Source organism: Streptococcus sp. 27098_8_103, assembly GCF_041432345.1.
GTDB lineage: Bacteria > Bacillota > Bacilli > Lactobacillales > Streptococcaceae > Streptococcus > Streptococcus mitis_BV.
Genome location: NZ_JAPVZK010000010.1, coordinates 39,775 through 54,003, shown reverse-complemented (window position 1 = coordinate 54,003; position 14,229 = coordinate 39,775). Strand labels below are relative to the sequence as shown.

The 14,229-nt window shown below is 40.6% G+C and carries 14 protein-coding genes; 13 read left to right on the top strand and 1 reads right to left on the bottom strand.

Annotated features, from left to right (window positions below; genetic code table 11):
• Window positions 1-7: 7 nt before the first annotated feature.
• Entirely contained in the window at window positions 8-625 is a 618-nt protein-coding gene (locus O3599_RS04620; RefSeq protein ID WP_247939305.1) for a TVP38/TMEM64 family protein, read from the bottom strand.
• A 179-nt stretch (window positions 626-804) separates the two neighbouring features.
• Here O3599_RS04620 and O3599_RS04615 point away from each other — a divergent pair, with 179 nt between their 5' ends.
• The 13 genes from O3599_RS04615 to O3599_RS04555 all read left to right on the top strand — a co-directional run bounded on the left by O3599_RS04615 (window position 805) and on the right by O3599_RS04555 (window position 14,229).
• Window positions 805-1,140: a nucleotide pyrophosphohydrolase gene (locus O3599_RS04615; RefSeq protein WP_004255465.1), complete on the top strand. Its 336-nt coding sequence runs from the start codon at window positions 805-807 to the stop codon at window positions 1,138-1,140.
• Complete coding sequence (locus O3599_RS04610; protein WP_247939306.1) at window positions 1,140-2,885, top strand: DUF2075 domain-containing protein; 1,746 nt, start codon at window positions 1,140-1,142, stop codon at window positions 2,883-2,885. The genes O3599_RS04615 and O3599_RS04610 overlap by 1 nt, the downstream gene beginning before the upstream one ends.
• Before the next feature lie 54 nt (window positions 2,886-2,939).
• Complete coding sequence (locus tag O3599_RS04605; RefSeq protein ID WP_282185710.1) at window positions 2,940-3,341, top strand: YbgA family protein; 402 nt, start codon at window positions 2,940-2,942, stop codon at window positions 3,339-3,341.
• The gene (locus tag O3599_RS04600; protein ID WP_247939307.1) at window positions 3,325-3,690 is read left to right on the top strand and encodes a TIGR02328 family protein; all 366 of its coding nucleotides are present in this window, start codon (window positions 3,325-3,327) and stop codon (window positions 3,688-3,690) included. The genes O3599_RS04605 and O3599_RS04600 overlap by 17 nt, the downstream gene beginning before the upstream one ends.
• Before the next feature lie 157 nt (window positions 3,691-3,847).
• Window positions 3,848-4,213, top strand: coding sequence for a type II toxin-antitoxin system RelE/ParE family toxin (locus tag O3599_RS04595; RefSeq protein ID WP_247939308.1), 366 nt, complete (start codon window positions 3,848-3,850; stop codon window positions 4,211-4,213).
• Window positions 4,203-4,496 (top strand): helix-turn-helix domain-containing protein, encoded by a 294-nt coding sequence (locus O3599_RS04590; RefSeq protein ID WP_247939309.1) that lies wholly within the window; start codon window positions 4,203-4,205, stop codon window positions 4,494-4,496. The genes O3599_RS04595 and O3599_RS04590 overlap by 11 nt, the downstream gene beginning before the upstream one ends.
• A 524-nt stretch (window positions 4,497-5,020) precedes the next feature.
• Complete coding sequence (gene metE / locus O3599_RS04585) at window positions 5,021-7,270, top strand: 5-methyltetrahydropteroyltriglutamate--homocysteine S-methyltransferase (protein WP_247939310.1); 2,250 nt, start codon at window positions 5,021-5,023, stop codon at window positions 7,268-7,270.
• A gap of 103 nt (window positions 7,271-7,373) precedes the next feature.
• The gene (gene metF / locus O3599_RS04580; protein WP_247939311.1) at window positions 7,374-8,240 is read left to right on the top strand and encodes a methylenetetrahydrofolate reductase [NAD(P)H]; all 867 of its coding nucleotides are present in this window, start codon (window positions 7,374-7,376) and stop codon (window positions 8,238-8,240) included.
• 442 nt (window positions 8,241-8,682) lie between these two features.
• On the top strand, window positions 8,683-10,896 hold the full coding sequence (gene pnp / locus O3599_RS04575) for a polyribonucleotide nucleotidyltransferase (protein ID WP_247939312.1): 2,214 nt from the start codon (window positions 8,683-8,685) through the stop codon (window positions 10,894-10,896).
• A gap of 15 nt (window positions 10,897-10,911) precedes the next feature.
• On the top strand, window positions 10,912-11,529 hold the full coding sequence (gene cysE, locus O3599_RS04570; protein WP_247939313.1) for a serine O-acetyltransferase: 618 nt from the start codon (window positions 10,912-10,914) through the stop codon (window positions 11,527-11,529).
• An 11-nt stretch (window positions 11,530-11,540) separates the two neighbouring features.
• Complete coding sequence (locus O3599_RS04565) at window positions 11,541-12,425, top strand: GNAT family N-acetyltransferase (protein ID WP_247939314.1); 885 nt, start codon at window positions 11,541-11,543, stop codon at window positions 12,423-12,425.
• 81 nt (window positions 12,426-12,506) lie between these two features.
• Window positions 12,507-13,850, top strand: a complete 1,344-nt coding sequence (gene cysS, locus O3599_RS04560) for a cysteine--tRNA ligase (RefSeq protein ID WP_084862964.1) — start codon at window positions 12,507-12,509, stop codon at window positions 13,848-13,850.
• Entirely contained in the window at window positions 13,843-14,229 is a 387-nt protein-coding gene (locus O3599_RS04555) for a Mini-ribonuclease 3 (protein ID WP_000567927.1), read from the top strand. Before cysS ends, O3599_RS04555 begins: the two co-directional genes overlap by 8 nt.

Sequence of the window (14,229 nt, the reverse complement as noted above, 5' to 3'; positions counted from 1 at the left end):
TTACGTGTCAAAGCATTTGCCAGAAGAAGTCGATAATATAGGTCAGACCGTAGGTATAAACCACGAGGGTAAAGGGCTTGGTCAGAATGATGATGGTCATATAGCGCTTGAAGCTCATCTTGGTCAGAGCAACCAGCATACAGAGAAAGTCAGCTGGACTAATGGGCCAAATCATCATAAAGATAAAGAAACGGTCAAAACGATTGCCCTTATCCAACCAACCGATATACTTGTCATAGGTGCGCTTGCTGACGACAGACTGGACAAAGGCAGCTCCATAGAGGCGCACCAGATAAAAGATAATGGCACAGCCAATCACGATGCCGATATAGTTGTAAATCGTACCGATGATGTGCCCATAGATAAAGACCCCAGCCACCGAGGTCAAGGCCCCAGGAATGATAGGGACAACCGTTTGTAAAATCTGTAAAAAGATAAAGAGAGGTGGCCCCCAGATACCTGCCTGCTGGATAAAGGCAGAGAGGGTTTCCTTAGACTGTAAAATCCCAGCCTGATAAGCCCAAATACAGAAAATCAAACTCCCAACCCCACCGACAATCGATGAGATGTTGATAACTTGCTGTAAAAGGGGAGAAACAGCTTTCATTTGTTTATCCTGTGACATGTAAACTCCTCATAGATAGTATAACTCTACTATACCATATTTTGGAGGAGAAAGGGGATTTGATTGTTTTTGGTAGAGTGAAGCTCAAGAATTTAAGCCTAATTTTATTCCATTTATAAAATTTAAGAACTGGTTTCATGATATAATGTGTATAAGTAAATTCATATTGGAGAAATTAAATGAAGTCAACAATAGAAAAAATTAATAAATTTAGAGATGATCGTGACTGGAGAAAATTTCATAATGAAAAAGATTTAGCTATATCTATTTCATTAGAAGCTAGTGAACTTTTAGAATTATTTCAATGGAAAGAATCAAAAGATGTTACCAGTAAATCATTAAAAAGAATAAAAGAGGAACTAGCTGATGTTTTTATTTATTCTATTATGTTAGCAGATAATCTAAATTTAGATATTGAAAATATTATTGATGAAAAATTAGAAAAAAATGCTAGAAAGTATCCTGTTGAGATTAGCAAAGGTAGTAATAAAAAATATACTGAGTTGGAGAAATAATGGCTAATATAAAAAGTCCATTTATAAGAGAGATAGAGTATTCAAACAATGCTCTTGTAGATCTTAAAAATCAATTTAATTTTAGCGGACATAAAAATGAGATAAAATTTTTATTTGATTATCCGGTTGTCTATATTGTTAACGATGAGAAGGATAATCAATTTAGTGTATATGTAGGAGAAACTACTGATATAATTAGACGAACAAGTCAACACTTAATGGATGATATAAAGAAAGAAAATAGAGATGATTGGAGAGATTTTGCAAAATCTCCGACAACGAAGATGTTTGTAATTGGTCACAATCATTTTAATAAGTCGTTAACTCTAGATATAGAAAACCGGTTAATGCTTTATTTATCAAGTGTTACTAATGTCATAAGAGTACAAAACAGAAAAGAAAATCCTCAAAATGAATATTATACATCTCACGAATTAGATTCAATTTTTTCAAAAATTTGGCGTTCGTTAAATAGAAAAAATGAGTACTTGTTTCCAGCTGAAAGTATAGTTAGAAATTCTGCAATATTTAAATCTTCTCCTTTTCATAAATTAACCAATGAGCAATTAAAAGCAAAAAATGAAATCATTTTTAAAATTACATCAGCGCTTAGTAAGAACGAGTTTGGAACTTTAATCTTGGTTAAAGGAGAAGCTGGTGCTGGTAAAACTGTTTTGATGAGTTCTTTAATCGATGATCTATTAAATTCTGATGACACGGATTTCATAAGAGAAAATAATGTAATTAATTTGGTTGTTAATCATGATGATCAATTGAGTGTCTATAAAGAAATAGAGAAAAAGCTTGAATGGAAGAGTGGTTCAACTCTTGATGTTGCTATGAAACCAACTCAGTTTTTAAACGCACTAAAAAAGCAAGATGCTAATGCTGGTATAGTTGTTATTGACGAAGGACACTTACTTTTGACTGCAAAAAATCAAGCTTATCAAGGTGGTAATCATTTAAAGGATATACTATCAAAATCGAAAGTAGTAGTTTTAGTGTACGATGATAATCAAATAATGAATAAATCTCAAATATGGGTAGATGATTCATTTTTGACTTTACAACATCAAGCGAGGCTGTCTGGCAATTTAATTGAATTAAATAATCAAATGCGTATAAAAGCTAGTGAATCAACAATTAGTTGGATTAGAAATATTATTGATAAAAGAGAAATTACCAAATTAAAAGAAGATAATAACTATGATATCCAGATATTTAATTCTCCCAAGGAATTACAGAATGCTATTAAATTAAAAGATGAGAATCGTCATTTAGGGATTTCTAGGCTAATAGCAACTTATGATTGGGAATATAGCAGTCAATCTAAACCTGAATATAAAGATTATTGGTGTGTGGAAATAGATGACTGGTCTTGTCCTTGGAATAGAGAATTGAGTAGGGATAGGAAAAACTCTAAACTTTCTTGGATTGAACAACCACAAACTATTGGTGAAGTAGGATCCACTTTTACTGTGCAAGGTTTTGATTTGAATTATGCTGGAGTCATTATTGGTCCATCGGTTAAATATAGAGATGGTAAAATTATGTTTGATATCTCTGCTAGTAAAAATAAAGGAGCAGTTCAAAATAGGAAACTCGAAAATGGTGAAATGAAAAATTTTGGTGAAGATCTTTTAAAAAATGAATTAAATGTTTTACTTACAAGAGGAGTAAATGGACTCTATATCTACGCAGTAGATGAAGAACTTCAAGCGGCTTTAAAAAAGGCAATTTTATAAGATTATAAAGTAGGAATAGATATTTCTGAATCCAAACATGGTATAATGTCAATTATGAATAACAACCAACGTGCCCTTTGCCAGCAACTCTGGGCGAGAAACAAATACCTCGTGTTGAGCCATTCCAGCAATATTTACAATGAGATTCGCCAATACTTGAAGAATGAAGAGGTGGAGGTAAGTCATGTTCAAGAACTAATCGATCGTGCCTGTCAAATCCCTGAGCATAGAGGTCAGGCTTGCAATGCCTTTCAGCATATTTGGGGCTATTTCAAAAAGAAAGCGACAGATGCTGAGCGCAAGGACTACATGCTCCTGCTGGATCGCTACCGCTTTGGTCAGGCTTCTAAGGAAGACTTAATCGCTAAGACTCGAGATTTGCTTGATTGCTATCCCAATACCTACTTGCAACATTCGACTTTACTGAAAGGAGATTGCCATGAGACTTTGGCATGAGGATTTGATTTCACAACTTCCCCGTCCTCAACTCTTGGGACAGCATCGAGAGTGCTGTGCCCTGCGTGGCAATGGCTGGGGCAGAAAGCATGCGACGGTTGACTATGTCTTTACTCACTCGCCCTACCGTCTCTATGCCTATCATCGCTTGATTGTGAAGGAAATGGCTGACCGTGGATACAATGTCAGTCCAGAGTGGCTGGACAAGAACTACCGCGGTAAGACTTGCCCTCTTTATGAAGATTTAGTAGAGGAAAAGTTGACTAGTCCTATATACAGCGAACATGATGCTTCCTACTATGAGGAATGTCTAGCTAATCTCCGAGGAAAGGGGATTGAACTGGAGTAAACGTAAGAATTATCAGCACTTTATAACTCTTTCCGTAATTTTTTTCGAATAATAAAGATGAGACCTTTAGAGTTTTTCTAAGGTCTTCTTTTTATGAGTGTTCAGATTTACTTTTAATAACTTTTGAGTTATAATTAAATTAGAAAGAGGTTGCTTGGTGCATACGATTTACTTCTATAAGGACAAAAATGGAAACGAGCCAGTCTTGGATTATATGAGAGAATTGGCTAGTCAGAAAAGTAAGGATAGCCGCATCAAACTCAATAAACTAAATGACTATATCGAGTTGCTTAGTCAGCATGGTACGAGAGCTGGGGAACCCTATATCAAACATTTGGAAGATGAGATATGGGAACTAAGACCACTGAGAGATCGAATTTTATTTGTAGCATGGGTTGATGGTAGTTTTGTTCTTTTACATCATTTTGTCAAAAAGACTCAGAAAACTCCTAGAAGAGAAATTGAAAAAGCCAAGCGTGAACTAAAGGACTTAAAAGAAAGAAGGTTAAGTGATGAAGAATAGTGCTATTGGGAGTAACTGGAAGGATGTCCGGTCAGAACTTTTTACCAAGGAGGAAATACTTGAAAGTGATATGCGAGTGGCTATCATGAGTGAGCTGATTGAGGCTAGGCATGAACAAGGAATCAGCCAGAAAAAGCTAGAAGAACTTAGTAGAGTAAGCCAGCCTGTCATAGCTAGAATGGAAACAGGAAAGACTAGTCCTCAGTTGGATACAGTCTTGAAAGTTTTAGCCAGTTTAGGAAAGACACTAGCAGTAGTCCCCCTCGAACAGAGAAAGAGTTGATAGGAAGAACTTGGAAAACTTTAACAAATTTAATAGTTATAGTGCCTCAAGTATATAATATAGAAAAATTATGCTTTATTTATATCAAGTGCGAACGAAGTGAGCTTTTAGCGGATATTTCCCGCTATAGTGGTATTCTAGATAATAATTTATTATTATCTAGAACGGAATTTTTGAGACATTCTGGCTCAAAAATTAGGGATGAAATTACGAAGTAAGTTGCTCCTGTCCGCACTTTTCAGGGAAATATCAGAATTACAAAAGAAAAATCAACCTATAGTCTTTTCTAATAACAAGCCATAGTCACTTATAAGAATTACTAATAACGCGTTTGAGCATTCTAACCGGAATACGCCTATAAAACAAGCTATACAAAGGATTTGAGGCATTTGTTTCAAGTCTTTTTCTTTTGTCTAAAACAGAGATATAGTTTCAAACTATATCAAAGCCTAATTTTTTACAATTATACAGACGCATTCTTTTCTGTTAAGATAGTTTCAACAACAAATTTTGGAGGACACATCATGTCAACTACAATCATCGGTTTCCCTCGTTTGGGCGAATTCCGCGAATTAAAATTTACAACTGAAAAATACTTTAGAAAAGAAATCTCAGAAGAAGAACTCTTGGCAGCCGCAAAAGATTTGCGTGCTAAACACTGGAACATTGTCAAAGAAAAAGGCATCACTGAAATTCCATCAAATGACTTTTCTCACTATGACAACTTCCTAGATGCAGCTTTCCTTTTCAACGTGGTACCTGCTTCAGTTCAAAACTTGGACTTATCTGACCTTGAGCGCTACTTCGCTTTGGGTCGTGGTTACCAAGGAGAAAAAGGGGATGTTCGTGCTCTTCCAATGAAGAAGTGGTTCAACACCAACTACCACTACATCGTTCCTAAGTTTGAAAAAGACACTCAAGTAAAATTGGCTGGTCACAAAATCTTCGATGAGTTCCAAGAAGCAAAAGAACTTGGATTGAACACTCGCCCAGTTCTTGTAGGTCCATTCACTTTCCTTCAATTGTCAGACTTTGAAGAAGGCGTGAAAGCAGAAGATTTCGTAGACAGCTTAGTTGCTGCTTACCAAGAAGTTTTTGCAAAATTGGCTGAACTTGGTGCGACTCGCATCCAATTGGATGAAGCGGCTCTTGTGAAAGATTTGACCGCCGAAGAAAAAGCTCTCTTCTTGAACCTCTACAACAAACTCTTGGCTGACAAAAAAGGTCTTGAAGTCTTGCTTCAAACTTACTTCGGAGACGTTCGTGACGTCTACGCTGACCTTGTAAACTTACCAGTAGATGCTATCGGTCTTGACTTCGTTGAAGGTAAGAAAACTCTTGAACTCGTTAAAGCTGGCTTCCCAGCTGACAAGACTCTTTATGCAGGTATTGTCAATGGTAAAAATATCTGGCGTAACAACTACGAAAAGAGCTTGGCTGTTCTTGAGCAAATCCCAGCTGAAAACATTGTCTTGACAAGCTCATGCTCACTTCTTCATGTGCCATTTACAACAGCTAACGAAGAATTTGAACCAGCTATCTTGAACCACTTTGCCTTTGCAGTTGAAAAATTGGATGAGATCCGTGATTTGGATGCTATCCGCAATGGTCAAGGTGAAGCAGCACTTGCAGCCAACAAAGAACTCTTTGCGACTGAGCGTGTTGGTGAAAATGCGGAACTTCGTGCGCGTATCGCTGGCTTGACAGACGCAGACTACACTCGTTTGCCAGCCTTTGCAGAACGTGAAGCTATCCAAGAAGAAGCTTTCAAACTTCCAGCTCTTCCAACAACAACTATCGGTTCATTCCCTCAAACCAAGGAAGTTCGTGCTAAACGTTTGGCTTACCGTAAAGGTGAATTGTCTCAAGAAGAGTACGACGCTTTCCTTGCTGAAACGATCGATGAATGGATTAAATGGCAAGAAGATATCGACTTTGATGTCCTTGTTCACGGTGAATTTGAGCGTAACGACATGGTTGAGTACTTCGGTCAAAACTTGTCAGGTTACCTCTTCTCTAAAAATGGTTGGGTACAATCATACGGTATGCGTGGAGTTAAACCACCAATCATCTGGGGTGATGTCACTCGTCTTAACCCTATCACTGTTAAATGGTCTAGCTATGCACAAAGCCGTACAAACAAACCTGTTAAAGGTATGTTGACTGGACCTGTTACCATCCTCAACTGGTCATTCCCACGTGAAGACATCTCTATCAAGGATTCTACTCTTCAAATCGCCCTTGCTATCAAGGATGAAGTGCTTGACCTTGAAGCTGCTGGTGTGAAAATCATCCAAATCGATGAGGCTGCTCTTCGTGAAAAATTGCCACTCCGTCGTAGCGACTGGTATGAAGACTACCTTGACTGGGCAATTCCTGCCTTCCGCTTGGTACACTCAACAGTAGCGCCAGACACACAAATCCACACTCACATGTGTTACTCAGAATTTACAGATATCATCCCAGCTATCGACAACATGGATGCAGACGTTATCTCATTTGAAGCTAGCCGTTCAAACCTTGAAATCTTGGACGAACTCAAAGCGAAAAACTTCCAAACAGAAGTGGGACCTGGGGTTTACGATATCCACTCACCTCGTGTGCCAAATGAAGGCGAAATCGACAATACAATCGAAGCCATCCTTGCTAAAGTGCCAAGCAAGAAAGTTTGGATCAACCCTGACTGTGGTTTGAAAACACGTGGTATTCCAGAAACAAAAGAAAGCTTGATCCGCCTTGTTGAAGCAGCTAAAGCTGCGCGTGAGAAATTGTAAGATAAGGATTTCTCTAGAAGCACTGTTTGGTCAATCTGCCTGTTTCACTTGGATTTTAGGAATCCAGCTAACGAAAAAAATCAACTAGAAAAGGATAAGGACTATGTCAAGCCAAACACCGTCACTCTCATTTGAAGTGTTCCCTCCCAACCCAGCCGTGGGTAATGATAACATTATTTCTGCTCTTCAAGATATGCAGGAGTTGGCTCCTCACTTTATCAGTGTAACTGCCAGCAATAATAAATTTAATATCAAGGAAACGACGGTTCGTTTGGCTGACTTTATCCAAAATGACTTGGCGATTCCGACTATTGCTCACTTGCCAGCCATCTATTTGACCAAGGACAAGGTTGCTGAAACGATTGCAGACTTGGACAAGGTTGGGGTGCAGAAAATCTTGGCTCTTCGTGGGGATATTATTCCAGATGTGGAACCACAAAAGGATTTCCGCTACGCAACTGACTTGATCGAGTTCATTAAGGAGCAAGCCCCTCACTTTGATATTGTTGGTGCTTGTTATCCAGAAGGTCATCCAGATTCACCAAATCAGATTTCAGATATTCAAAATCTTAAGAAGAAAGTGGATGCAGGTTGTTCGAGCCTTGTAACTCAGCTTTTCTTTGACAATGAGCGCTTCTATGATTTCCAAGATAAGTGCATCTTGGCTGGGATTGATGTTCCTATTCATGCAGGGATTATGCCAATTCTGAATCGAAATCAGGCTCTCCGTCTCTTGAAGACTTGTGAGAATATCCATCTTCCACGTAAATTTAAAGCCATCTTAGACAAGTATGAGCATGACCCTGAGTCGCTCAGAGCAGCAGGACTTGCCTATGCAGTGGACCAAATCGTGGACTTGGTAACTCAGGATGTTGCCGGTGTGCATCTCTACACTATGAACAATGCTGAAACAGCAAAATACATCCACCAAGCAACTCATGCCTTGTTTAATCATCAGTCTCTAGGATAATAAAAAGCAAACCATTCTTCTCAGGTGAGGGGAATGGTTCCTTTTTAATGGTAAAGGCCGCACTTTTTAAGAAAAATATGATAAAATAGACTCTGTACGTACTTGATACAAAGATGAGGGTATTAAAAAAATAATGCATTTTAACTGAGAGTCTTAGATGCTTTAGTATCAAACCTTTCTAATGATTTGTATCTTGAATAATTGAACACGGGCTAAATCCCTAGTGAAAAAGATAGATTTCCTGGTGTACATGGTACACTGCGTCAATCGAATGATATCTTGTGTAATTGAACCCGGCCGAAAAGCTGTGTAAAAAAGATAAACTGTCTTGTCTTCATCGAAGACTTCGTCAGTTTCCTATTTTTACTTTGCTTTTGACGTCCTTAGTATCTTGATCTTTGTAGGCAAGGCGTATAATTTCATCAATCCAAAGGGGATTAAAATGACAAAACAAGTGTTTCAAACGACTTTTGCGGGTCGTGAGTTAATTGTAGAGACTGGTCAGGTTGCTAAGCAAGCGAATGGCGCAGTTGTTGTACGTTACGGTGAGTCAACTGTCTTGACTGCTGCCGTTATGTCTAAGAAAATGGCAACTGGAGATTTCTTCCCTCTTCAAGTCAACTATGAAGAAAAAATGTATGCGGCTGGGAAGTTTCCTGGTGGCTTTATGAAACGTGAAGGACGTCCTTCAACAGATGCGACTTTGACAGCGCGTTTGATTGACCGTCCAATCCGACCAATGTTTGCGGAAGGTTTCCGTAATGAAGTCCAAGTCATCAACACCGTGCTTTCTTATGATGAAAATGCTTCTGCACCAATGGCTGCTATGTTTGGTTCATCCTTGGCGCTTTCTATCTCAGATATTCCATTTGACGGACCAATTGCTGGGGTACAAGTGGGCTATGTAGATGGTCAAATCATTATCAACCCTACGCAAGAACAAGCAGAGCAATCGCTCCTTGAATTGACAGTAGCTGGTACCAAACACGCCATTAACATGGTAGAATCTGGTGCTAAAGAATTATCAGAAGAAATCATGTTGGAAGCTCTCCTTAAAGGGCATGAAGCAGTCAAAGAATTGATTGCCTTCCAAGAAGAAATCGTTGCAGCAGTTGGTAAGGAAAAAGCAGAAGTAGAATTGCTTCATGTGGACGCTGAATTGCAAGCTGAAATCATCGCAGCCTACAACAGCGACCTCCAAAAAGCGGTTCAAGTTGAAGAAAAATTGGCTCGTGAAGCTGCAACTCAAGCAGTTAAGGACCAAGTTACTGCTGTGTATGAAGAAAAATATGCAGACCATGAGGAATTTGACCGTATCATGCGTGATGTGGCTGAAATCTTGGAACAAATGGAACACGCAGAAGTGCGTCGTTTGATCACAGAAGACAAGGTACGTCCTGACGGTCGTAAGATTGATGAAATCCGTCCTTTGGATGCGGTTGTTGACTTCCTTCCTCGTGTGCACGGCTCTGGCCTCTTCACTCGTGGACAAACTCAGGCTCTTTCAGTCTTGACCTTGGCCCCAATGGGTGAAACTCAAATCATTGATGGTTTGGATCTAGAGTACAAGAAACGCTTTATGCATCACTATAACTTCCCACAATACTCTGTAGGGGAAACTGGTCGTTACGGTGCACCTGGTCGTCGTGAAATCGGTCACGGTGCTCTCGGTGAGCGTGCCCTTGCTCAAGTCTTGCCAAGTTTGGAAGAATTCCCATATGCTATCCGCTTGGTAGCTGAGGTCTTGGAATCAAATGGTTCTTCATCTCAAGCTTCTATCTGTGCGGGAACGCTTGCACTTATGGCTGGGGGTGTGCCAATCAAGGCGCCAGTAGCAGGGATTGCCATGGGTCTCATCTCAGATGGAAACAACTACACAGTCTTGACAGATATCCAAGGTTTGGAAGACCACTTTGGAGACATGGACTTTAAGGTTGCAGGAACTCGTGACGGGATTACAGCCCTACAAATGGATATCAAGATTCAAGGAATCACTGCAGAAATCTTGACTGAGGCTCTTGCCCAGGCTAAGAAAGCGCGTTTTGAAATACTTGATGTGATTGAAGCAACCATTCCAGAAGTTCGTCCAGAATTGGCTCCAACTGCTCCGAAAATTGATACCATCAAGATTGATGTTGACAAGATTAAGATTGTTATCGGTAAGGGTGGAGAAACCATCGACAAGATTATCGCTGAAACAGGCGTTAAGATTGATATTGACGAAGAAGGAAATGTGTCTATCTACTCTAGCGACCAAGATGCCATCAATCGTGCTAAAGAAATTATTGCTGGTTTGGTTCGTGAAGCTAAGGTGGACGAAGTTTACCGTGCTAAAGTCGTTCGTATCGAGAAATTTGGTGCCTTTGTTAACCTCTTTGACAAGACGGATGCCCTTGTTCATATCTCTGAGATGGCTTGGACGCGTACCAATAATGTCGAAGACTTGGTAGCAATCGGGGATGAAGTTGATGTTAAGGTTATCAAGATTGATGAAAAAGGACGTGTGGATGCTTCTATGAAAGCTCTTCTACCTCGTCCTCCAAAACCTGAACGTGATGAAAAAGGTGAAAAATCAGAGCGTCCTCACCGCTCACGTCATCACAAGGACCACAAACCTAAGAAAGAATTTACAGAAACACCAAAAGATTCAGAATAAGAAAAGGAGAAATGTATGGGATGGTGGCGAGAAACCATTGATATCGTAAAAGAAAATGATCCAGCGGCCCGCACCACTTTGGAGGTTTTGCTGACTTATCCAGGTGTCAAGGCCTTGGCGGCCCACCGTCTCTCGCATTTTCTCTGGAAGCATGGCTTCAAACTCCTGGCTCGTATGCACAGTCAGTTCTGGCGCTTTTGGACTCAGATTGAGATTCATCCGGGTGCTCAGATTGATTCAGGTGTCTTTATCGACCATGGTTCTGGCTTGGTGATTGGAGAGACAGCTATCGTTGAGACGGGAGTTCTCCTCTATCATGGGGTGACTCTTGGGGGGACTGGTAAGGATGTTGGCAAACGCCATCCGACCGTTCGTCAGGGTGCCCTTATATCAGCACATGCCCAAGTTATTGGTCCTGTAGAAATTGGTGCAAATGCCAAGGTCGGTGCTGCAGCAGTTGTCGTAGCAGATGTACCTAGTGATGTGACGGTTGTCGGTATTCCGGCCAAGATTGTCCGAGTTCATGGACAGAAGGATGAACCTACGATCCACGAAGTCGAAGAAAAACGAGAGTACTACGTCAATAAACTCGAGCAGGCTAAAGAAGCCAGTCACAGATCGTCTGGGTTGTAGAGGATAGCTATATGATTCAAGTAAGAAACAAGTTAAGCCAAGAGGAGCTATCTGAGGCGAAAAAACTAATTAACTGTTGCCAAAACTATGACGGTACCTATCGTGATCCCTATCTCTCTAACATGCTTAATTTTGACCCAAACATGCCCGCCTTTTTCCTTTGTTATGAAAAAGGCGAACTTGTTGGTTTATTAACTGTCTATGCAGATGACCAAGATGTAGAAGTGACGATACTGGTTCATCCAGCTCATCGCCATCAGGGGATTGCGCGTGCATTGTTTACTAGTTTTGAGAAAGAAACGGCTTCTTTCCCTATTCGTTCAGTTACTTTTCAGGCAGAGCGTGTTTTTCTAGACCGTTATCCTGATTTTGTTAGCAACTGGGGATTGGTCGAGGATGAAGAGACAGAAACTTGGTTAGGTAAGGATAGAAAACCTTATCCGTTAGAAAAGCTTTCCAATCTTGAAGTTTTGTTAGCAGATAGTTCGTATCAGGATCAAATTAGTCAGTTAAAATTTCAGGCATTCTCAGAGGAACATGAATCGAGAGAAGTTGTGGATAGATATGTCGCTGAAGCTCTGAAAGATCCAGAAAGTCGCTTATATATTTTGTTAAAAAACGATCAGGTCATTGGAACTTGCACGGTTGATTTATCTAGCGATACGAATTACCTCTATGGTTTGGCAATATCGGAACCTGAACGCGGAAAAGGCTATGGAAGCTATTTAGCAAAATCACTTGTCAACCAACTAATTGAGCAAAATAATAAGAAATTTCAGATTGCAGTGGAAGATAGCAATGTAGGTGCCAAGCGCTTGTATGAAAAAATTGGCTTTGTCAAACAGACTCAGGTGGTTTATCTGAATGAGAAAGGAGCAAGGGATTCCGAAGTGTAGAGACATTCGGACTGAAATTCAATTGAACTCTTAGTGACGAAACTAACAGTTCTTGGATTTTAGCTTTCCTGATTATGATTTATGATTAAAATCTATGACACCATGTCTCGTGATTTGCGAGAATTTGTCCCAATCGAGGACAGCAAGGTCAAGATGTATGTTTGTGGGCCAACCGTGTACAACTATATCCACGTGGGGAATGCCCGCTCAACAGTAGCTTTTGATACGGTTCGTCGCTATTTTGAGTACCGTGGGTATGAGGTTGCCTATATTTCCAATTTTACAGATGTAGATGATAAGATTATCAACCGTGCCAAGGAGGAGGGCATCACGCCTCAGGAGGTTGCGGACAAGTACATCGCTGCCTTTCGTGAGGATGTGACGGCCTTGGGCGTGAAACCTGCGACTCGCCACCCTCGTGTGGTGGAGTTTATGGCTGACATCATCCGCTTTGTGGAAGACTTGATTGAAAAAGGCTTTGCCTACGAGAGTCAAGGAGATGTCTATTTCCGTGTGGAAAAATCTCACAACTATGCCAAGTTGGCCAATAAAACCTTGGAAGACTTGGAGCTGGGTGCTTCAGGTCGTACCGATGAAGAAACAGCTCGTAAGGAAAATCCTGTAGACTTTGCCCTCTGGAAATCTGCCAAATCAGGCGAGATTTCTTGGGACAGTCCTTGGGGACCTGGTCGTCCAGGCTGGCACATCGAGTGTTCAGTCATGTCGACAGAGATTTTGGGCGACACCATTGATATTCACGGTGGTGGAGCTGACCTAGAGTTTCCTCACCATACCAATGAAATTGCCCAGTCAGAAGCCAAAACAGGTAAGACATTTGCCAACTACTGGATGCACAATGGCTTTGTCAATATCGATAATGTCAAGATGTCCAAGTCCTTGGGTAACTTTATCACCGTACATGATGCCCTTAAAACTCTTGATGGGCAAGTGCTTCGATTCTTCTTTGCGACACAACATTACCGTAAGCCTATCAACTTTACGGAAAAGGCAGTGCGTGATGCAGAGACCAATCTCAAGTATCTGAAAAACACCTATGAGCAACCATTTACTGGAACTGTAGATGCTCAAGAGTTACAGGCCTTTAAAGATAAGTTTGTAGCTGCTATGGATGAGGATTTCAACTCTGCCAACGGTATTACAGTAGTCTTTGAAATGGCCAAATGGATCAATTCAGGCAACTATGATACAAGTGTCAAGCAAGCTCTTGCAGATATGTTGGAAGTCTTTGGAATTGTCTTTATTGAGGAAGTTTTGGACGCTGAGATCGAATCCTTGATTCAAAAACGCCAAGAAGCGCGTGCCAATCGTGACTTTGCGACAGCGGACCAGATCCGTGACCAATTGGCTGCTCAAGGGATTAAACTCCTTGACACCAAGGATGGAGTGAGGTGGACACGTGATTGATGTCAATCTCATTAACGGAATTGCGTTAGCTTTTGAAGGAGATGCGGTGTATTCTATGTATATTCGCCGTCACCTCATTCTTAAAGGCATGACCAAGCCCAATAAACTCCACCAAGAAGCGACCAAGTATGTGTCGGCCAAAGCTCAGGCTCGTTTGATTTCCCTCATGTTGGAGGAGCAGGTCCTAACGGAAAAAGAAGAAGAAATCTACAAACGTGGTCGCAATACCAATAGTCACACCAAGGCCAAAAATGCTGATGTGGTGACTTACCGTATGTCCACAGGTTTTGAAGCAGTCATGGGCTATCTCCATATGACTGAAAATCTGGAACGTCTTGAGAGCTTGATTTCGTGGTGCATCCAAAAAGTGGAAGGCTAG